We start from the raw sequence: 20,897 nt of genomic DNA, 5'->3' as shown, positions 1-20,897 counted from the left end.
TTCCGTTCGTCGTGTGTCACGTCGCCGCGATCGTCGGTGTCGGAGAGGGGCAGGCGTCGGTGTCGGCTCAGCCCCGTGGCCAGGGGAAACCCATTGGTCTATTGTCCTGGAAAATAGACCAATGAAGGCATGGTGCTGGTCGCGCCCTGTCGAGTCAAGCGATTCGCCAAAGCGCCGGCGGATCGGCATCGCAGAACCGCGGGTTCTCCAGGAAAGTCGGTAATTCGCCCCTGATCGCTTGCGATGTGCGAGGTCTGGGATTACCGTCCGTCTCGGTCGGCGAAGTGCTAGCCCGCATACCGAGACGCGATGAGTAGTCCGTCGGAAAGGCCTGAACAGGTACTCATGACCTTCGACACGGATACAGCCACGGACGCGCCCGAGCGCCGGAACCCGATCAGCGATCGCCCGCTGGAGAGACTCACGGCGATGGAGGCCGTCGTGCGGCTCCTCGTCGACCAGGCCGAGCTCGACCGGCGGCGTGGCGTACGGACCGGAGGATTCGCGACCGGATACCCGGGGTCCCCCGTGGGCGGACTGCAGGGCCAGCTGGAGCGGAACGCGGACCGGCTCGCACAGGCCGGGGTCCACCAGGCGCCCGGCCTCAACGAGGAACTCGCCGCCACCGCCGTGTGGGGCAGCCAGACGGTCCCGACCCTCCCCGACGCGAAGGTGGACGGCGTCTTCGGCCTCTGGTACGGCAAGGCCCCGGGAGTGGACCGGGCCGCGGACGCCCTGCGGCACGGCAACATCCGGGGGGCGCACCCGCACGGCGGCGTCCTGGTCCTGGCCGGCGACGACCCCAACGCCAACGCCACCAACTACCCGTCCGACAGCAACTTCCTCTTCCATGCCTTCGGCATGCCCGTCCTCTATCCGGGAAGCGTGCAGGAGATCCTGGACCTCGGCCACCACGGCTACGCCCTGTCCCGCGCGGCCGGGCTCTGGGTGGGCTTCAAGATGGTCACCGCGATCGCGGACGGTTCCGGGACCGTGGACACGGACCCGGCCCGGCTGACCTTCCGCGAGCCCGCCGTGCGGATCGACGGCAAGCCCTTCCGCCCGGTGCTGCGCGCCAACGATCCCGGCCCGCCGATGCGCGAGGCCGAGAAGGACATGCTGGGCGGACGCCGGCAGCTCGCCGAGCAGTACATCGACATCAACGAGCTCAACCCGATCGTGGTCGAGGGGACCGACGCCCGCATCGGCATCGTGGCCCCCGGCAAGACCTACTACGACCTCCGCCGGGCGCTGACGAACCTCGGACTCGACGACGACACCCTGGCGACGGCCCCGCTGCGGATCAAGAAGGTCTCGGCGCTCCACCCGATCGGCCGGGCCGAGTGGCTGCGCTTCGCCGACGGACTCGACCAGATCGTCGTGATCGAGGAGAAGCGCCCGCTGCTCGAACTGGCCCTCAAGGACACGCTGTACGGCCGGACCGACGCCCCTGCCGTACTAGGCAAGACCGACCAGGACGGCGCCGAACTCTTCCCGGTCCACGGCGAGTTCGGGCCCGACCTCATCACGAGGATCCTGGGCCGCCGGCTGGCGGAGCACGGCGTCGTCGAGCCGCCCGCCGCCCGCCCGGCGCTGGGCGGCCTGCTGCCCGTGCTGCCGCTGGAGACCGCGCGCGCCCCGTTCTTCTGCTCCGGCTGCCCGCACAACGTCTCGCTCCGGGCGCCCGAGGGCGCCGTCGTGGGCGCCGGCATCGGCTGCCACATCATGAGCCTCCTGGTGAACCGGGAGGAGTACGGCAACCAGACCGGCTTCACCCAGATGGGCGGAGAGGGCGCCCAGTGGGTCGGCCAGGCGCCCTTCACGGGCGTACGGCACATCCTGCAGAACGTCGGCGACGGCACCTACCACCACTCCGGGAGCCTGGCGCTCCGCCTCGCCACGGCCAGCGACGTCAACATCACCTACAAGATCCTCTACAACAACGCCATCGGGATGACGGGCGGCCAGGCCGTCAAGGGCAACATGGGCGTCCCCGCACTCACCCACTCCCTGCGCGCCGAGGGCGTCCGCAAGATCATCATCACGACCGACGAACCGAGGCGGCACCGCAGGCGGGATCTCGCCCCGGGCACCGAGGTGTGGCACCGGGACCGGCTGATCGAGGCACAGGAGAAACTGGCCACGATCAGCGGAGTGACGGTGCTGATCCACGACCAGGAGTGCGCCGCCGAGCGCCGCCGCCGCTGGAGCCGGGGCGAACTGCCCAAGCCCACCCGGCGGATCATGGTGAACCAGCGCGTCTGCGAGGGATGCGGCGACTGCAACGCCAAGTCCCAGTGCCTGAGCGTGCAGCCGACGGAGACCGAGTACGGCCGCAAGACCCGGATCCACCAGTCGTCGTGCAACCTCGACTTCACCTGCGTGAAGGGCGATTGCCCCTCGTTCCTGACGGTCGACGTCAAGAAGGCGAAGAAGGCCGAGCGCACCTCGCCCGAACCTCCGGACGTGGCGGGCCCCTCGGTGCTCGTGCCGCGCGACGGCTTCACCGCCCACATGACCGGCATCGGCGGCACCGGAGTGGTGTCGGCGAACGCTGTCCTGGCCCGGGCCGCGGCCCTCGACGGCTTCGAGGTGCGCAGCCTCGACCTGCCAGGACCCAGCATCAAGGCGGGGCGGGTCGTGTCCCAGATCCAGGTCTACTCCCACGGTTCGCCCCAGCCCGCGGCGGTCGTCAGTCCCGGCGAGGCGGACCTGTTCCTGGGCTTCGACATGCTGGGCGCGATGGCTCCGGGACTGCTCGATCCGCTCGGCGTCGACCGGACGGTCGTCGTCGCGTCGAGTTCCCTGGAACCCACCGGCGACATGGCCGTCGACCCGTCGATCCCGCTGCCGCCGAAAGAGCTCCTCATCGACCGGCTCAGGTCCCTCTCGCGTTCCGACGCCGGCGCGTTCGTCGACGTCGCCGCGGTCTGCGACGCGGTCTTCGGACACCAGCGCAGCGCCAACGCGCTGCTCATCGGCGCCGCTTACCAGGCGGGCGCCCTGCCGTTCACCGAGAAGTCCCTGCTCCAGGCGTTCCGGGACAGCGGCGTCGCGGTGCGGGACAACCTCAAGGCGTTCGGCTGGGGCCGGGTCGCCGTGGCCCGCCCCGCGCTGATCGCCGACCTCGGTCTCGCACCGCGCCCCACCGGCGGGGGAGTCGACGACCCCGCGCTGACACCGATGCTGACGCCGTTCGCCGACGACCCGGCGCTGCGCGCTCTGGTCCTCGGCCGGGCGGAGGACCTGCGCGGCTACCAGAACCTCGGCTACGCCCGGCGCTATCTCTCCCTGGTCGCCGAGGTGTTCGAGGCGGAGCGCTCGTCGACCGGACCCGGTCCGACGGCGATCACGCCACGCTACGCACGGGGTCTGTACAAGCTGATGGCCTACAAGGACGAGTACGAGGTGGCGCGACTGCTGCTGCTCGACTCGGCCAGGCAGGCCGTGGCGGCCGAGTTCGGCACCGGAGCCAAGGTGTCCTGGAACCTCCATCCTCCGTTCCTGCGCGCGCTGGGAATGAAGCGGAAGCTGAAGCTCGGCCCCTGGTTCACCCCGGCGTTCGTCCTGCTGCGGTCGATGCGCGGTCTGCGCGGTACGCCGCTCGACCCCTTCGGACCGGCGAAGGTCCGCCGCATCGAGCGGGCACTCGTCCACGAGTACGTCGAGATGATGCGCCTGGCCATGTCGGCACTCTCGGAACACAGCACCGCCGGTGTCCAGGACCTGGCGGACACCCCCGACCTCGTACGCGGCTACGAGTTCGTCAAGGTCCGTCATCTGAGCGACTACTTCCGGTCCGTCGAGCGACTCGCGGCCGGGGCGGGCATCGCCTACTCGGTCCCGGCGGGCCTGCGGGAGCTTGCGGCCAAGGCGGGCGGCTCCGATGAGTGACGACGCCGTGCCCGGCATCCAGCGCGTCTCCCCACCCCCGTCCGCATCCTCGGGAGGTCCAGTGAACCGCGCGTCCGTCCTCGTCATCGGCGGGGGCATCTCCGGAGTGTCCATCGCCTACGAGCTCTCGCGGCATGTGCCGGTGGTGCTGCTCGAGATGGAATCGGCGCTGGCCCACCACACCTCGGGCCGCTCACTCGCGACCTTCGTGGAGAGCTACGGCCCTGTGGCCGTACGCGCTCTGACGCGGGCGAGCCGGTCCTTCTTCGAGAATCCCCCGACCCGCGTGGACTCGCCGCTGTTCAGCCCCCTGGGACTCCTCATGGTCGCCGGGCCGGGGCAGGGAAGCGACCTTGTCGACTTCCACGCGTCCGTGCTCGACAACGCCCCGCAGTCCCGGCTCGTCCCGGCGGCGGAGGTCCTCGAGATCAACCCGGTGCTGGCGCCGGGCCACTTCGAGCTCGGCATGTTCGACCCCGCGACCACGGAGATCGACGTCCACGAGCTCCAACAGGGCTACATCCGGGGCCTCAGGGCGAACGGCGGCACGATCCACAAGAGCGCCGAGGTGGTGGCCGCGCGACGGGAGAACGGAGCGTGGGTCGTCACCGACGCCTCCGGAGCCACCCGCACCGCCGAGGTCGTCGTCAACGCCGCCGGCGCCTGGGCCGACGAGGTCGCGGCCGTCTTCGGCGTACGCCCGGTCGGGATCAGGCCGCTGCGCCGCTCCGCCTTCATGGTCAAGGCACCCGCCGGGGTCCGGGCCCGCGGCATCCCGCTCACCGGAAGCCTCGACCACTCCTGGCACTTCATGCCGCAGGGGGAGATGTTCGCGTGCTCACCCGCCGAGGAGACGTTGCAGCCGCCGTCCGACGCCAAGCCGGACGAACTGGAGATCGCGCGGGCGATCGACGACCTGAACGAAGCCACCGTGCTGAGGATCCGCGGCATCTCGTCCCCCTGGGCGGGCCTGCGCACCTTCGTCGCCGACGGCCTTCCGGTCGTCGGCGCGGACAGCGACCACGAGTCGTTCTTCTGGTACGCCGCACAGGGCGGGTACGGCATGCAGCTCGCTCCGGCCATGTCGCAGCTGGCAGCCGCCGACCTGCTCGGCCTCGCGCGGCCCCAGGAACCGGCCTGCGCGGCGGACGCGTTGAGGGAGCTCTCGCCGACGCGGTTGCGGTGACCCGGCGACCCGCGAACGCAATCCACCACCGACCACCGACCGACCCGACGCGCGTACCGGCGGCGGTCCCCGGATCACGTGAGGAACCCCACCATGAACGATCGCGCCAACGTTTTCGTCGCGAACGAACCCGCCCTCCCCGTCTCCCTCTCCGCCGCGGCCGTCGGGACGCCGACCGTCTTTACCGCGGGCCAGGTGGGTCTGAACCCGGCGACAGGGCGCCTGGCCGAGGGCTTCGAAGCCCAGGTCGAGCAGGCGATCGACAACCTGGAGAGCGTCCTGCTGCGGTCGGGAAGCGGGCTGGACCGTGTTCTCAAGGCCACCTGCTACCTGGCCGACCTGTCCCAGTTCGCGATTTTCGAGGCCATCTACGCACGCAGGTTCCCGCAGCCCTACCCGGCACGCACCACACTGGGCGCCGTGCTGGTGAGCGGAATCCTCTTCGAGGTGGAGGCGATCGCGACCGTCGGCGGATGAGCCGGACCGTGCGCCCGCGGATGATGCTCCCCGTCCCGGGATAGCGAGCCGCATGCCACGTACGATGGTTCGGGATGTGAATCGGTGAACCGCGATGCGAGAGGCGAGGGTCCAGTGGCGTCGGAGCAGTCGGCACGGTCGATCGAGGGGTGGACCGGCTTCCAGGCGCCGTCCGAATCGCGGGAGGAACGCAAGATCGCCTCGGTCGCCAACGCCATGCGGCTCATCGAGAAGCTCGACACACTCGGCGAGGCGGGAGTGTCGGAACTGTCCCGTGAGCTCGGTGTCTCCAAGCCCGCCGTCGACCGGCTGCTGGTCACCCTGTTGGACAGCGGTTTCGTGGAACAGAACGCCGAGTCGCGGCGCTACCGGCTGTCCATCCGGTTCATCGCCATCGCCAACGGGATCCGGCCGCGGACGAAACTGCCCGAGATCGCCCGACCGTACCTGCTCGACCTCAACGACCGGTTCCACGAGACCGTGCACCTGGGTGTGGTGTCGAACGGCAACGTCGTCTACGCCGAGACGGTGCCGTCGAGGCAGATGTTCCGGATAGAGGCCAAGCCCGGCACCACCCTGCCCGCCTACTGCACGGCCCTGGGCAAGGCCGTCCTGGCCCACCGGGACGCCGACGAGGTCGAGCAGTATCTGCGGACGGTGGTCCCGGTCGCCTACACGCGGTACACGACGACCGACTTCGGCGCTCTGCGCCAGCAGATCGCGAGTGTGCGCAGGGACGGCTTCGCCCTCGACCTGGGCGAGATCCTCGAAGAGGTCTGCTGCCTGGCCGCCCCGGTCCTCGACTCGAAGGGCCGGGCTCTGGCAGCCCTGTCGGTCACGGCTCCGCGTTCGCTGTTCCTCCGTAAGCGCGAGGAACTGGAGCAGGCCGTTCCCGCCGCCGCGCGACAACTGACCGCGGACGCCATCGCCTCCGACGCCACGGTCGACGGGATCGAGCCCAGGTGACGTGGTCCCTCAGCGGTCGGCGCTTCGCGCAGCGGTGGTGTCCGCCGCTCGGGGACGGTCGACGGGTGCGCGGCACCCTGCCAGGCATCGGCGCCGGCGGCGGGCGGTTCGGTGACGAGTCCGGGGCGCCGAACACCTGGACGTCGGCGGCGCCGGGTGTGTGCGGGACCCGGCCAGGGTCACCGGTGCGGGCGAAGCCGCTCCAGGCCGTCATCATCCGTCGGCCGAGTGCCGCGGAGTCCGCCCATGGGCGGTACAGCGGAGCGAGCGGACTGTCGTCTCTGTCGTGGGTGCCCAACACAAGGGCCACTGCCCGTTTGATCCTCGCCTCGACGCGCCGGTGCTCCCGGCTTCGCCGACGCAGCCCGAACGGCGAATGGACCGAGGACCGCCGCCAGGAGGCCTCCCGTGTCCTCAACCGGGTGCCGTCCAGCACACACGCGGCTGCGGGCTGGGCGGGTCGCTACTGTCCCGGAGCGGTTCGGCCCTGAACCAGCCTGGTGGCCCGGCGCGCCCTGCCCCGCGACGAGTGGGTGGGCAGGGCGCGCCGCAGGGTGGACGGGTGTCAGGTCAGGACGAGTTCCAGGACCGTGACGGAGAGCGGTGGCAGGGTGCTGGTGAAGGCTGCTGCCGCGCCGGTGACGGTGCTGGTTTTGGGGACCAGTGTGGTGGGTTCGGTCAGTGTGTTGGTGGTGGTGCGTGAGGGGCCGGTCAGGACCGTGGCGGTGGCGTTCTTCTTCACACCCTTCACCAGGCCCTTCAGCTCGACCGGTACGTTCACCTTCTCCGACCCGGAGTTGACGAGCGCGAGGTAGAGACGGTTCCCGGAGCGGGTGGCGACCGTGGCGACGACGGGCAACGCACGGGTGGTGGCCGGCAGGACCGTTCTGCCCAGCCTGCTCGTCAGCATCTGCTGGGCCCAGTAGCTGGGAGACACGTAACTGGTGAGGTTGTCGTAGGCGATCAGGTTGGTGGCCCAGACGTTGTTCCTGACGTGGGAGAAGAGCGGGGCGTAGCACTCCATGAGGACCTGGTCGGAGTTGCGGATCAGCCCGGCCAGCCATGCGGCGTCGCCCAGCGCGGCGTTGAGGTCGGGCGTGGGGCGGCCCTCCTGCGCGGCCCACTCGCCGACGAAGACCTTCGTCGACGCGCGGTCTTGGTTGTCGTACTTGTGGGAGGCCGCCTGCGCAGCGGACGGCGCGAGGTAGTAGTGCTCGTCGATCAGGTCCGGCGTGCGGCTCGTGACCGTCGTCGTGGCGATCAGCTTCAGGTGCGGGTACGTCGCCTTGATCGCGTCGTGGAAGGCCGCGAACCGCTCGTCGTAGGACCCGGAGGAGTCGAACCAGTCCTCGTTGCCGATCTCGACGAACTCCAGCGGGAACGGCTTAGGGTGGCCGTCGGCCGCGCGCTTCGCGCCCCAGGTGCTGGTGACGGGACCAGTGACGTACTCGATCTCGTCGAGGGCGTCCTGGACGTACGGCTTGAGGGCGTCGCCGGTGACGTGTTCGCCCTTCAGCGTGTAGCCGGCGAAGACGGCGAGGACCGGCTGGGCGTGCATGTCCTCGACCCAGTGCAGGTATTCGAGGAGTCCGAGCCCGTCCGTGGACCAGTAACCCCAGGCGTCGTCCATGTGACCGGGGCGTTCCCAGGCCGGACCGATGGTGTTCTTCCAGTTGAACCGGGTCGCGATGGTGTTGCCCTCAAGGAAGTTGCCGCCGGGGAAGCGCAGGAACTTCGGCTTGAGCGCGACCAGTTTCTCCATCAGGTCGATACGCAGGCCGTTGGGGCGGTTGTTGTAGGTGGGTGGGAAGAGGGAGACGTACGGGAGCCAGAGGGTCTCGCCCGCCGCGGACGGGTCGTCGGTGGTCACGGTCAGCCTCGCGTCACCGACCACAGGAGTGTGCGGGCCGGTGCGCAGGGTGAGCTCGAAGGGGCGGTCCGGGAAAGCGGTACCGACGTGGTGCAGCCGTGCGGAGGCGTACACCGTGGAGCCGTCGGCCGACTCGACGGTCACCGTGAGGGGGCCGATCCGGTGCGACGCCTTGGCGAACAGCCGCGCGGTGTAGGTGGTGCGGGGGCGCACGGGGATGCCCCAGAACCCGTCGTTGGCCACTCCGGCCCGGTTTCCGGCGCCGGTGCCGCTCGGCAGGACGACCTTGAGGGAACGGGTGAGGGCGTTGTTGAGGGGCGTGGTGGTGTCGAGCGCGAGGGTCGTCCCGCCGACGGCGGACCAGTGGACGGCCGAGGAGTCGTCGGCCATCATCGAGCGGTTCTGCACCAGCTCGGCGTAGATGCCGCCCTCGCCGGAGTGGTTGATGTCCTCGAACATCAGGCCGGGAAGGATGGGGGACACGGCGTGGGCCGGGTTGGCGACGTCGACGCTCAGCAACGGTGTCGTGGACTCCACCGGCACTCCGGCCAGCGTCGCGACCTGGTCGGAGGTGAGGGCGGTCGGGAACATCCAGACGTCGTCGATCTGGCCGTGCCACTGGTCGACGTGCCCGCCGCCGTAGAGCGCGCGGCCGATCGCGGTGTCGCCGGTGCCGGCCCAGCCCGCGGTGTACTCGGTCTCCCCTTCCAGTACGCCGTCGACGTAGAGGCGGGTGACGCCGGCCGACGGGTCGCTGACGCCGACCAGGTGGGTCCAGGTGCCGGTGGTGGGGGCGGAGGCGGCGGCTGCCACGGCGGCGGCCTGCGTGGCGTCAGAGGCGAGCCGGGCGAAGGCGAAGGTGCCGGTGTCGTCGCGCAGCCCGAGGTAGAAGGCGCTGACGACCTGGCCGTCGATACTGACGGCGGTCTGGTAGCCGCCCAACTGACCGAGGTTCACCCAGGCGGCCACCGAGAATGCCTTGGAGGTGTCGAGGGCGGGCCCGGTGACCGCGGCGTCGCCCCCTGCGGTGAGGCTCAGGCTGTGCGCGCCGACCTTGCCGGTGTCCCAGGAGGCCGCGCCCTGGAGGGTCGCGGTGCGCGCGTTGCCGGACGAGTCGGCGGCGGAGGATCCGGAGCCCTCGTCGAAGGTCCAGTGTGCGGCTGCGGCGGGCAGGTCCGAGGCGGTGGCGTCCGCCGGCGTGCCGGAGCGTACGGCGGCCTCGGCCGGAGCGGCGGCGGCGAAGGTTCCGGCCAGGGATGCGGCGCCGAGGGCTGTGAGGACGGTTCTGCGGGGGAGTCCGGTTTCGGGAGGCATGGGGGAGTTCCTTTACGAGACGGTTCGATCGGGCGACCGCGCATGGGGCGCGGCAGGGCTGGGGGCTGATCGGGAGGTGCGGCGGGTGCCCTTCCGCGGCGGGTTCCGGGCGAGTGCGGGGGTGGCGGATGCCCGGCTGGGGATCGGCGGCCAGGTCGGGTTCTCCGTGGGGCGGGCAGGCAGGGCGACGGCTGAATGTGCGTCAGGACCGAGCGCGGATCAGTGTGCTCCGGGCCGGCCGGGGAGGGGGCGGCCCGGACCGTGTCGAGGTCCGTCCGCCGATCGCGGCGCGGGACGGGCCGATGGTCCGCCGTCGGGGAGGCCGGCGGACCATCGGCGGATCGGTTCTCCGGTCAGGAGGCGATGTCCCACTGCTGGCACGTGTTGTCGAGCTGTTGCCACTGGCGCACCACGGTGCCGTTGGCCGTTCCGCAGTTCGTGACGTCCAGCGTCATGCCGGTGTTGACGTTGGAGATGGTGTAGTGGCTGCCGACCTTGGTGACGTCCCACTGCTGGCAGGTGTTGCCCAGCGAGGCCCACAGCTGGACGGCCGTGCCGTTGCTCTGCCCGCAGTTCTTGTCGTCCAGGACCGTGCCGCTGTTGACGTTGGTGATCGTGTAGTGGCCGTTGCCCGCACTGGCGAACTTCCACTGCTGGCAGGTGTTGCCGAGCGAGGACCAGAGGTCGACCGAAGTGCCGTTGGCCGTACCGCAGTTCACCGCGTCCAGGACCTTGCCGGAGTTGGTGTTGGTCAGGCGGTAGGCGGTGCCGGTGACGGGGAAGCTCGCGGTCGGGGTGGTGTAGGCGACGGAGGTGACGTTGGCCTGTACGGCGTTGTCGGTGGCGTCGGTCGGGTAGCCGGAGGTCATGACGCCCTCGAAGAAGGAGCCGTCGGACCCGTTGCTGTTGTCACCGCCGGTGCCGAGAACGATGGCACCTTCCTTCTGCATCGGGTTGTATCCGCTGGTGGTGGGCAGGGCCCCGTTGTAGAAGGTGCTCAGCGAACCCGACTGGGCGTTGCCGCCCTTGATCGCGTAGGCCGATGTGCCGTTGTTCTTCTCCATGGCGGTGACGTACTCGCTGGAGATGCCGGTGTTGCCCGAGTAGGCGCCGTTGGCCCCGAAGAACAGCCCGTTCTCCAGGTCCGCCTCGACCCAGGGGCCGGAGCCGGTGCACGAGAACCAGCACTCCGTACCGAAGTTGATCGCGTCCATGTGGCCGTTGCCGGTGTCGTTGCCGGACGTCTCGGCGTTGCCGTAGTCGAAGCAGCACCGGTTGTTGACGTGGTGGCCGCTGGTCACCATGTACGCGCCCTCGGGGGAGCTGCCGGTGGCGATGTCCGTGGTGCTGTTGTCGCGGTAGCCGACACCCGCGGAGACGAAGACGCCGTACGCCGCGTGGCCACCGACGGTGACCGGCAGGGCGTTGGCGATCGCGCCGACGTCCTGGCCGCCGTTGCCGCCCGGACCCTCGATGGTCAGGTCGTTGTGGTTCGAGCTCTGGTCGTAGATCTTGGTGATGACGCAGGTCGTGCCGGAGCAGAAGGAGTCCTGGGCCGCGGCGTTGGCGTAGCCGCCGGTGCTGAGGACGCCTATGTCGGCGGTGGTGGAGTCCGAGGCACGCTTGACCTGGTAGAGGGCGCCGCTGTACGAGGCGTAGAGGGCTCGCGTGGTGCTGTGCGCCGCCGCACAGGGGGTGCCGGCGGACGCGTAGATGTCACACGGCAGGGACGAGGCCGCCTGGGCGGTGCCCGCGGTGCCGACGGCCGCGACCAGGATGCCGGCGAGAAGTGCGAGAACCGCGCCGACCACCCGCAGCCGGAGCCCTCTCAAATGCCTTGCTGTCACTGTGAACCTCTTCCGTGTCGCGTTCTTCTGGAGCCCGGCGCCGCAAGCGCAGGGAGCAGGGGGGGACATCCGGTACGCGGTGATCCGCACGCCGGGAGCTGCCTCCGGGACATGGCGTCGGCGTCGAACGGAGCCTTGCCGTCCCGCCAGGCAGGAAATGTGAGCGCTAACAGTGAAGATTCCCGGATGCCGTCACTCATCCGAGCCCTACGGGGACAGGGGTGCTGCCGGCCTGTGTGTTCCTCGGTTCGGCACGGCTTCAAAGCGTGATGGCTGCATGCCACAGCGGCTGACCCGGCCTGGAACCGGGATGTTGGGCATGTGCCGGCCTCGCACGGCCGACGTGATCGACCGGTCTCGCAACTCCGCCTTTTTTACGTGGGGATGAACGAGCGGTCAACAGTGACGGACGGTCAAGAGTGTGGAAACAGATGCCCTGGATTTCGTGGTGCGCGGTCCGCGGCCCCGGTGATACGGAGCTTCCCTCGGTGATGACCTTCCAGGTCAGGTCGGTTCGGGGGAGCCTGACAACGCTGTCCGAAACATCCGAAAGCGAGCGGTTGCGATCCTTGACCGCTCCAGAATGTGTGCGCTAACAATTCTCCACGACAGGCGGGTGCCGACCGGAGAGGCAACCGACTGGAAACACGACAACAGGTGAGGAGGCGAAGGATGGACGGGGAGCGCGCACCGGTGATGGCGGACGTGGCCCGGATCGCGGGCGTCTCGCACCAGACGGTCTCGCGAGTCCTCAACGATCACCCCAACGTACGGTCCGCCACCCGTGAACGTGTGCTCGCCGCGGTCCGTGAACTCGGCTACCGTCCCAACGCCGCCGCCCGCAACCTGGCCACCCGCCGCACCCGCACCCTGGGTGTGATCAGCTTCAACACCACGCTGTACGGGCCGGCCTGCATGCTCTACGGCATCGAGCAGGCGGCCAGGCAACACGAGTACTTCGTCACCGTGGCCGCGGTCGGCACGCTCGACCGTCGTTCGGTGCTGGACGCCGTCGACCGGCTCCGTGATCAGGGTGTCGAGGGAATCATCGTGATCGCGCCGCAGACCTCGGCCGTCGGAGCGCTGGCGAGCGTGCCGTCGGACGTGCCGCTGCTCGCGGTCGGCTGCGGCACCCACGCCGGACTGGCCTCGGTCGCCGTGGACAACGAGGCGGGGGCCGAACTCGCCACCTCCTACCTTCTCGACCTCGGACATCGCACCGTGCACCACGTGGTCGGGCCGCGTTCCTGGCTCGACGCGCAGGAGCGCGAGGAAGGATGGCGCAGGACCCTGGAAAAGCGGGGTGCTCCGGTGGTCGAACCGCTGGGCGGCGCCGACTGGACGGCCCGTACCGGATTCGAGATCGGTCAACGGATCGCCGCCGACCCCGAGGTCACCGCGGTGTTCTGCGCCAACGACCACATGGCCCTCGGCCTGCTGCGGGCTGTGCAGCAGGCCGGGCGCCGGGTGCCCGAGGACATCAGCGTCGTCGGTTTCGACGACATGCCGGAGACCGAGTACTTCGGCCCGTCACTGACCAGTGTCCGCCAGGACTTCGACGAACTCGGCCGACGTGCCCTGCGCGCGCTGATCGAGATCGTCGGTGACCCCGACGGGGGACTCCCGGCGGCCGACGAAAGACCCCACATCGTCATCCCACCCAGTCTTGTGGTGCGCACTTCGGCGACCCGTCCCCGCCACTGACCGGCGCCCCGGTCGCACCACCGGCCTGCTCAGAGAAGAGGAAGGGAGATGGGCCGCTTCCCACGGACGTGACCACCGGCCATCCGGCTACGGGCCCCCGTCCGCCAGGGTGCCGAGACACGTGAGTGCCGTATGCCGAACGACCGCTCTTTCCGGACCACTTGGGCCGAGACACCTACGAAGTGATCTGTCCGTCAATCCGGTTGGCGTCAATTCCTGACGCTCTGTCAGAATCGCGCATCCCTGCCTTCACCGCGCCCACCGGGTTGACCCCTGCTCGACGGCAGCCGGTGACCCGCCCGCCCGGTTTCCCCGGACCGGACTGCAACCCGCCGTCCCTGCCCACCTCCTGACGCACCGTCATGTCCGCTACCGGAAAGATCCAGCAGCGCCGTACCCCGGCTGTTCCCGATCCGCCCGTACCGCGACCGGCCGTGGGCTCTCCCCGCTCGGACACCCTCAGAAAGGCATTGATCAACGATGATTCGTACCAGAAAGTCCCGCACTGTGGCCGCCGCGACCGCGGTGCTCCTCTCGCTCGCAGCGGCCGGCTGCTCCAAGAACGCCAACGGCTCCTCCGGCTCGGACTCGGCGAGCCCCGGCGCCGCGCCGGTCGCCCTGGCCGGCTCGGTCACCTTCAACCAGACGAATCTCGCCAAGCTCGACGCGGCACTGAAGTCCGCGCTGGCCGGCAAGGACCTGTCCAAGGTCGACATCGCGATGGTCGTGAACGTGGCCGCCGACTACTGGAAGGCCGGCCAGGTCGGCTTCCTCAAGGGCTGCTCCGACCTCGGTATATCGAAGAGCAAGTGCACCTACTTCGCCCCGCCCAACGGCAAGTTGACCGAGCAGAACTCGGAGCTGGAGACCCTGCGCTCGCAGGGCGTCACCGGCTACTCGATCTCGGCGATCGACCCGACCTCGGCCGCGGGCACCATCCACACCGACGTCCAGAAGGGCATCGGAGTCCTCGCGATCGACTCGCCGCTGCCCGGCACCGACGCCGCCTCGCTCTACCTGGGCACCCCGAACTACACCGCCGGCTTCCAGGCAGGCACCGCGATGAAGCAGGTCCTCGGCGGCAAGGGCAAGGTGGCCATCCTGGTCGGCTCGCTCACCGCGTCGAACGCCACCCAGCGCATCGCCGGCTTCGAGGACGCGCTCAAGGGCACCAAGATCACCGTCGCCCAGAAGGTCAACGACAACCTCCAGGCCAGCACCGCGACCTCCGACGCCGAGACCATCCTCGCCAACAACCCGGACGTCACCGGCCTCTACGGCGTCTACTCCTACGACGGTCCCGCGCTGGCGCAGGCGGTGACCTCGGCCGGCAAGACCGCCTCGGTGCACATCGTGTCCGACGACTCCGACGCCCAGACCCTGAAGTTCATCGAGTCGGGAGTCATCTCCGGCACCGTCGTGCAGATGCCGTACCAGCAGGGCTACACCGGGGCGTACATCCTGGCCGCGGAGAAGGTGCTGGGCAAGTCCGCGGCGATGGCCCTCGTCAAGCCCTATCTGGAGAAGGACGGTTCGACCCTCAGCTCCGGCGTGGGCCTGGTCACCAAGTCCGACCTGAGCGCGTACCAGTCCCTCGAGTCGCAGCTCGGGATCGGCTGAGCATGACGGCCACGGAGAACGCCCCGCACCGCGCCGTCACGGCGCGGCTGCGGGGAGTGCACAAGTCCTACGGACCGGTGCGCGTCCTCGACCTGCCGGAACTCGACCTGTACGCCGGCCAGGTCATCGGCGTGGTCGGCGAGAACGGCGCCGGGAAGTCCACGCTCATGGGCACCCTGGCCGGGTCCGTCCACCGGGACGGCGGCGAGATCCTGATCGGCGGCGAGCCGCTCGCCGCCGGGTCCACCGAGGCCGCGGGACAGCTCGGTATCGCCATGGTCTCCCAGGAGTTTCCCCTGGTCGGACAGCTGTCGGTGGCGGAGAACCTGCTGCTGGGCCGCCGCCCGCGGAAGTCGAAACGCCGGTTCCTGGTCGACGGCGCCGCCCAACGCGCCGAGGCGAAAGCGATGCTGGCGGAGATCGGCCTGTCCGCCGAGACCATCCAGGTGAGCCGGGAGGTGCGCACCCTTCCGGTGCCGACCCGGCAGATGATCGAGATCGCCAAGGCCTGGGGCCGCGAGCCCAAGCTGCTCATCCTGGACGAGCCGACCTCCTCGCTGGGGCCGGTCGAGGCCGAGATGGTGCTGGGCCTGGCCCGCCAACTGGCCGACCGCGGCGGCACGGTGCTGTTCATCGGGCACCGTCTGGACGAGGTACGGGAGATCAGTGACCGCGTCCTGGTACTGCGCAACGGCAGGCTGGTCGCCGACCTCGAACCGGTCGAGGCCACCGAGGAACGGCTGATCCGGGAGATGGTCGGCGGCGAGGTCGCGCAGGGCGAGCCGAAGGCGCCGCCGGCGACGAGCCCGGTCCTGCTGCAGGTCGAGGGTCTGACCGCCGACGGTCTCGGCCCCGTCGACCTGGAGGTGCGCGAGGGCGAGATCCTGGGCGTGGCAGGGCTGATGGGCTCGGGCCGCAGCCGACTGGTCCACACGATCGCGGGCGCGCAGCCCGCGACGGGCGGCCGGATGCGGCTGGGCGGCGAGTCCTACCGGCCGCGCGGCGCGGGGGACGGCGTGGCGGCCGGGATCGCGCTGATCCCGGAGGACCGCAAGGAACAGTCGCTGGTCCTGTTCGCGTCGATCCGGTCCAACGTCGTCGTCTCGGTGCTCAAGCGGATCAGCACCCGCGGCCTGCTCGGTCCGGGCCGCGAGCGCGCCGAGGCACGGAAGATCACCGAAAACGTCAACGTGCGGATGCAGTCGGTGGAGCAGCCGATCGGCTCGCTCTCCGGCGGCAACCAACAACGCGCCATCTTCGGCCGGGCGTTCGCCGCCGAACCGCGCCTGCTGTTGCTCGACGAGCCGACCCGCGGCGTGGACGTGGGCGCGAAGGCGGAGATCTACAAGCTGATCGACCGGGCGGCGGAGCAGGGCATGGCGCTGGTGGTCGCCTCCTCCGAACTGGAGGAACTGCTGTGGATCTGCCACCGCATCGCGGTGATGAACCACGGCCGGGTGGCCACGGTCATCGACCGGGCCGAAGCCACCAAGGAACGCATCATGACGGCCGCGGCCGGCACCTCCCCCCTCCAGGAGGCGGAGCCCGAGCACGGAAAGGCCGACCGTCCCGATCCGGGAAACCCCGACCAGGAACAACTGACGAACGGAGCCCCAGCATGAGCGCGCCGAGCACGCTCGCACCCGAAGAGGCCGCGCCGCGCTCCCGCCCGGCCGTCTCCAGCCTCGCCCGCAAGCTCGCCGCCTCCCCGGAGGCCGGCGTGATCATCGCCTGCGTGCTGGTGTTCATCGGGATCGCGGCCAACGCGGAGACATACACCGCAGTGGGCAACCTCCAGGTGATGGGCCGCGACCTGTCACAGGTCGGCATCCTGGCGATCGGCGAGTCGCTGGTCATCCTGACGGGCGGCATCGATCTCTCGGTGGGCGCACTGGCCGGTCTGGCCGGCATCCTGGCCGCCTGGATGAACGTGAACGAGGGCATGCCCGCGCCCCTCGCGATCCTGTTCACGCTGGTGATCTGCGGTGGGGTCGGTCTCTGGCACGGCATCATGGTCACCCGCCTGAACGTGCCGCCCTTCGTGATCACCCTGGTCACCTACACCGTGGCGCAGGGCATGGCGCTCGCGATCACCAGCGGCTCGCCCATCAACAACCTCTCGCCGATGTTCAGCAACCTGAGCCAGTACTACATCGGCGAAGTTCCGGTCCCCGCCCTGTTCTTCGTCGGCGCGGCCGTCATCGCGTGGTTCGTGTTGGAGCGCACATACGTGGGCCGCCAGATCTACGCGGTCGGCGGCAACAAGGAGGCCGCCCGGCTGGCCGGCATCCCGACCGCCCGCCGCATCACCTCCACCTACGTCGCCAGCGCCGCACTGGCCGGCGTGGTCGGCATCATGGTGATCGGCCGGATGAACGTGGCCGACCCCTCGGTCGGCGCCGGCTGGGAACTGACCGCGATCGCCGCGGCGGTGGTCGGCGGCATGTCGCTCTCCGGCGGCGAGGGCCGCATCGCCGGCATCGCGGCCGGAGCGATCCTGCTGGAGTTCATCACCAACGGCCTGCTCGCGCTCAAGGTCAGCCCGTACGACCAGCAGGTGGTCCAGGGAGCGGTCCTCGGCATCGCCATCCTGCTCGACCGGGCACGCGCCCGCTACTTCGGCAAGAGCCGGAGCTAGTACGTCGGTCGACTCCGCCGATCCCCGCGCGGGTACCGCCGCCTCGGCATCTTCGGCAAGTCGGACAGTGATCGGCGTATCGAACAACTCTGGGAGGAGACTGATGGTGAACGCCGGAGACCACACGGCAGAGAACTCGGAACCCTGCGTCGTAGGGGTCGACTTCGGGACGCTGTCCGGGCGGGCCGTCGTCGTCCGCGTCAGAGACGGCGCGGAACTGGGGACGGCCGAGCACGTCTACCGGCATGCCGTCCTCGACCGGCAGCTCCCGGACGGCACCCCGCTGCCACCCGACTGGGCGCTCCAGGTCCCCGCCGACTACATCGACGTGCTGCGCATCGCCGTCCCCGAGGCACTGGCCCGCTCCGGCGTACGACCGGACCAAGTCGTCGGTATCGGCACGGACTTCACAGCCTGTACGGTCCTGCCGGTGCTCGCCGACGGCACGCCCCTGTGCGAACTCCCGGGCCTCGCGGGCCGCCCGCATGCCTACGTCAAGCTCTGGCGCCACCACGCCGCACAGGCCCAGGCGGACCGCATCACCGAACTCGCCGACGCCCGCAAGGAGCCGTGGCTGAAGCGGTATGGCGGGAAGATCTCTTCGGAGTGGGAGTTCGCCAAGGCCCTGCAGCTCCTCGAGGAGGACCCGGAGCTGTACGGGTTGACCGAGCGGTGGGTGGAGGCCGCCGACTGGATCGTCTGGCGCCTGTCCGGCACCTACGTCCGTAACGCGTGCACGGCCGGTTACAAGGGCCAGTTCCAGGACGGCTGTTACCCCTCCCCCGACTACCTCGCCGCACTCAACCCCGGCTTCGCCGACTTCGTGACCGACAAGCTGGAGCAGCCGATCGGCCAGCTCGGCGACCGCGCGGGCGGGTTGACGGCCGAAGCGGCGGCCTGGACGGGCCTGCCGGAGGGCATCGCGGTGTGCGTGGGGAACGTCGACGCGCATGTGACCGCGCCCGCGGCCACCGCCGTGGAACCCGGCCGGATGGTCGCCATCATGGGCACCTCCACCTGTCATGTGATGAGCAGCGACCAGTGGGCCGAAGTACCGGGCATGTGCGGGGTCGTCGAGGGCGGCATCCTGCCCGGCCTGTGGGGTTACGAGGCCGGACAGAGCGGGGTGGGGGACATCTTCGGCTGGTTCGTGCGCACCGCCTTCCCCGCCGCGTATGCGGAGGAGGCCGCCGCGCTGGGCCGTGACCCGCACGAGCACCTCACCGCCCTGGCGGCCGAACAGCGGGTGGGACAGCACGGGCTGGTCGCCCTGGACTGGCAGAGCGGCAACCGGTCGGTTCTGGTCGACCACGATCTCAGCGGCGTCGTGGTCGGGCTGACGCTCTCCACCCGCCCCGAGGACGTCTACCGCGCTCTGCTGGAGGCGACCGCGTTCGGCACCCGCACGATCATCGAGGCGTTCGAGACGTCCGGCGTGCCGGTCCGTGAGCTGATCGTCGCGGGCGGGCTGATGAAGAATCCGCTGCTGATGCAGATCTACGCCGACGTGACCCGCCTCCCGCTCGGTGTCATCGACTCGGCGCAGGGTCCGGCGCTGGGTGCGGCGATGCACGCGGCGGTCGCCGCCGGCGTGTATGCGGACATCCGGGCCGCCGCCCAGGCGATGGCCAAGGCGCGCCCGGCCGTCTACCGGCCCGACCCCGAGCGGGCCGCCGCCTACGACCGGCTGTACGCCGAGTACCGGCTGCTGCACGACTACTTCGGCCGCGGCGCCAACGAGGTCATGCACCGTCTGCGCCACCTCCGCGCCGAGGCCTCCGCCTGAGCGGTACCCCCTGCCCGGCGGTCACCTCCCTTCGAAAGGAACCCTCATGGACACCCACACCCACGCCAGCCCCTACCCCGGCCGGGAGATCTGGTTTCTCACCGGCAGCCAGGGTCTGTACGGCGACGACATCCTGCACCAGGTCGCCGACCAGTCCCAAAGTATCGCCGAGATCCTGGGCGGACCCGGGAAGATCCCGGTCCGGATCGTGTGGAAGCCGGTCCTCACCGACGCCGACGCGATCCGCCGCCTGTGCCAGGAAGCCAGCACCTCCGACACCTGCGTCGGCGTGATCGTGTGGATGCACACCTTCTCCCCGGCGAAGATGTGGATCGCCGGGCTCAGTGTCCTGGACCGGCCGCTGCTGCACCTGCACACCCAGTACAACCTGTCCCTGCCCTGGCCCAGCATCGACATGGACTTCATGAACCTCAACCAGGCCGCCCACGGCGACCGCGAGTTCGGGCACATCGAATCCCGCCTCCACATCGACCGCAAGATCGTCGCCGGTCACGCCACCGACCCCCGCGTCATCCGCCGCGTCGTGGCCTGGGCGCGGGCCGCGGTGGGCCGGCACGCCTCCCGCACCCTGCGCCTGGCCCGCTTCGGCGACAACATGCGCGACGTCGCCGTGACGGAGGGCGACAAGGTCGAGGCCCAGCTCCGCTTCGGCTACTCGGTGAACACGTACGCCGTCAACGACCTCGTGGCCGTCGTCGACGAGGTCACCGACAAGGAGGCCACCCAACTGGCCGCCGAGTACGTGGAGTTGTTCGACGTGGTGCCGGCCCTGCGGCCGGGCGGCATCCGCCACGACTCCCTCCTCTACGCGGCGCGTCAGGAGATCGGCCTGCGCGCCTTCCTCACCGGGGGCGGCTTCACCGCCTTCACCACCAACTTCGAAGACCTCGGCGGACTGCGCCAGCTGCCCGGTCTGGCCGTGCAGCGCCTGATGGCCGACGGCTACGGCTTCGGCGGCGAAGGCGACTGGAAAACCTCCGCCCTGCTGCGCACCATGAAGGTCATGGGCACCGGCCACCCCGGCGGCACCTCCTTCATGGAGGACTACACCTACCACCTCGGCCCCGGCACCCCCCGCATCCTCGGCGCCCACATGCTGGAAGTCTGCCCCACGATCGCCGCCGAGCGCCCCCGCTGCGAGATCCACCCCCTGTCCATCGGCGGACGCGAGGACCCGGTGCGTCTGGTCTTCGACGCGGCCCCCGGCCCCGCCATAGTCGTGGGTCTGTCCGACCTCGGCGACCGTTTCCGCCTCACCGCCAACGAGGTCGACGTCGTCGGTCCGAGTGAGCCGCTGCCGCAACTCCCCGTCGCCCGCGCCGTATGGAAGCCACGCCCCTCCCTCGCGGAGTCCGCCGAGAGCTGGCTGCTCGCCGGCGCCCCCCACCACACCGTCCTCAGCTCCGCCGTCGACACCGAAACCCTCACCGACTACGCCAACATGACCGGCGTGGAACTGCTCACCATCGGCGCGGAGACGACGGTCGAGCACCTCGCCAAGGAACTTCGCTGGAACGCCGCCTACCACCGCCTCGCCCAGGCCCTGTGACCCCCGTGACCCCCATGTTCCTGAA

12 protein-coding genes are annotated in these 20,897 nt (G+C 70.0%); 10 read left to right on the top strand and 2 right to left on the bottom strand.

What is annotated here, in order from left to right; all coding sequences use genetic code 11:
• The first annotated feature begins 345 nt into the window (after positions 1–345).
• The 4 genes from ACIQBL_RS16915 (at position 346) to ACIQBL_RS16900 (ending at position 6,523) form a co-directional block, all read left to right on the top strand.
• The gene (locus ACIQBL_RS16915; protein ID WP_401942077.1) at positions 346–3,894 is read left to right on the top strand and encodes an indolepyruvate ferredoxin oxidoreductase family protein; all 3,549 of its coding nucleotides are present in this window, start codon (positions 346–348) and stop codon (positions 3,892–3,894) included.
• A gap of 61 nt (positions 3,895–3,955) precedes the next feature.
• Positions 3,956–5,080 (top strand): NAD(P)/FAD-dependent oxidoreductase, encoded by a 1,125-nt coding sequence (locus ACIQBL_RS16910; protein ID WP_401942074.1) that lies wholly within the window; start codon positions 3,956–3,958, stop codon positions 5,078–5,080.
• A gap of 93 nt (positions 5,081–5,173) precedes the next feature.
• Positions 5,174–5,557: a RidA family protein gene (locus ACIQBL_RS16905; protein WP_401942072.1), complete on the top strand. Its 384-nt coding sequence runs from the start codon at positions 5,174–5,176 to the stop codon at positions 5,555–5,557.
• Between the two features lie 114 nt (positions 5,558–5,671).
• The gene (locus ACIQBL_RS16900; RefSeq protein ID WP_401942069.1) at positions 5,672–6,523 is read left to right on the top strand and encodes an IclR family transcriptional regulator; all 852 of its coding nucleotides are present in this window, start codon (positions 5,672–5,674) and stop codon (positions 6,521–6,523) included.
• A 565-nt stretch (positions 6,524–7,088) separates the two neighbouring features.
• Here the strand turns inward: ACIQBL_RS16900 and ACIQBL_RS16895 are convergent.
• Entirely contained in the window at positions 7,089–9,707 is a 2,619-nt protein-coding gene (locus tag ACIQBL_RS16895; RefSeq protein WP_401942066.1) for a LamG-like jellyroll fold domain-containing protein, read from the bottom strand.
• Between the two features lie 353 nt (positions 9,708–10,060).
• Positions 10,061–11,554 (bottom strand): arabinofuranosidase catalytic domain-containing protein, encoded by a 1,494-nt coding sequence (locus tag ACIQBL_RS16890; protein WP_401942063.1) that lies wholly within the window; start codon positions 11,552–11,554, stop codon positions 10,061–10,063.
• A gap of 672 nt (positions 11,555–12,226) precedes the next feature.
• Between ACIQBL_RS16890 and ACIQBL_RS16885 the strand changes: the two genes are divergently transcribed.
• The 6 genes from ACIQBL_RS16885 (at position 12,227) to araA (ending at position 20,872) form a co-directional block, all read left to right on the top strand.
• Positions 12,227–13,258, top strand: coding sequence for a LacI family DNA-binding transcriptional regulator (locus ACIQBL_RS16885; protein ID WP_401942061.1), 1,032 nt, complete (start codon positions 12,227–12,229; stop codon positions 13,256–13,258).
• Between the two features lie 480 nt (positions 13,259–13,738).
• Entirely contained in the window at positions 13,739–14,878 is a 1,140-nt protein-coding gene (locus tag ACIQBL_RS16880) for a substrate-binding domain-containing protein (protein ID WP_401942058.1), read from the top strand.
• A gap of 2 nt (positions 14,879–14,880) precedes the next feature.
• On the top strand, positions 14,881–16,500 hold the full coding sequence (locus ACIQBL_RS16875) for a sugar ABC transporter ATP-binding protein (RefSeq protein ID WP_401942056.1): 1,620 nt from the start codon (positions 14,881–14,883) through the stop codon (positions 16,498–16,500).
• Entirely contained in the window at positions 16,497–17,516 is a 1,020-nt protein-coding gene (locus ACIQBL_RS16870; protein WP_401942054.1) for an ABC transporter permease, read from the top strand. The genes ACIQBL_RS16875 and ACIQBL_RS16870 overlap by 4 nt, the downstream gene beginning before the upstream one ends.
• A 103-nt stretch (positions 17,517–17,619) precedes the next feature.
• Positions 17,620–19,302, top strand: a complete 1,683-nt coding sequence (gene araB / locus ACIQBL_RS16865) for a ribulokinase (RefSeq protein WP_401942051.1) — start codon at positions 17,620–17,622, stop codon at positions 19,300–19,302.
• A gap of 46 nt (positions 19,303–19,348) precedes the next feature.
• Positions 19,349–20,872 (top strand): L-arabinose isomerase, encoded by a 1,524-nt coding sequence (gene araA / locus ACIQBL_RS16860; RefSeq protein ID WP_401942049.1) that lies wholly within the window; start codon positions 19,349–19,351, stop codon positions 20,870–20,872.
• The last annotated feature ends 25 nt before the right edge of the window (positions 20,873–20,897 follow it).

Origin of the sequence: Streptomyces sp. NPDC088350 (assembly GCF_044753545.1) — a bacterium.
Lineage (GTDB): Bacteria > Actinomycetota > Actinomycetes > Streptomycetales > Streptomycetaceae > Streptomyces.
This window is presented reverse-complemented; position numbering and strand designations above follow the sequence as displayed.

Bases quoted from the DNA above. Each gene is read 5' to 3' on its own strand.
- ACIQBL_RS16905 (WP_401942072.1), top strand. From the start codon at position 5,174: ATGAACGATCGCGCCAACGTTTTCGTCGCGAACGAACCCGCCCTCCCC.
- ACIQBL_RS16875 (WP_401942056.1), top strand. From the start codon at position 14,881: ATGACGGCCACGGAGAACGCCCCGCACCGCGCCGTCACGGCGCGGCTG.
- ACIQBL_RS16915 (WP_401942077.1), top strand. From the start codon at position 346: ATGACCTTCGACACGGATACAGCCACGGACGCGCCCGAGCGCCGGAAC.
- ACIQBL_RS16885 (WP_401942061.1), top strand. From the start codon at position 12,227: ATGGACGGGGAGCGCGCACCGGTGATGGCGGACGTGGCCCGGATCGCG.
- ACIQBL_RS16870 (WP_401942054.1), top strand. From the start codon at position 16,497: ATGAGCGCGCCGAGCACGCTCGCACCCGAAGAGGCCGCGCCGCGCTCC.
- araB (WP_401942051.1), top strand. From the start codon at position 17,620: ATGGTGAACGCCGGAGACCACACGGCAGAGAACTCGGAACCCTGCGTC.
- ACIQBL_RS16895 (WP_401942066.1), bottom strand. From the start codon at position 9,707: ATGCCTCCCGAAACCGGACTCCCCCGCAGAACCGTCCTCACAGCCCTC.
- araA (WP_401942049.1), top strand. From the start codon at position 19,349: ATGGACACCCACACCCACGCCAGCCCCTACCCCGGCCGGGAGATCTGG.
- ACIQBL_RS16880 (WP_401942058.1), top strand. From the start codon at position 13,739: ATGATTCGTACCAGAAAGTCCCGCACTGTGGCCGCCGCGACCGCGGTG.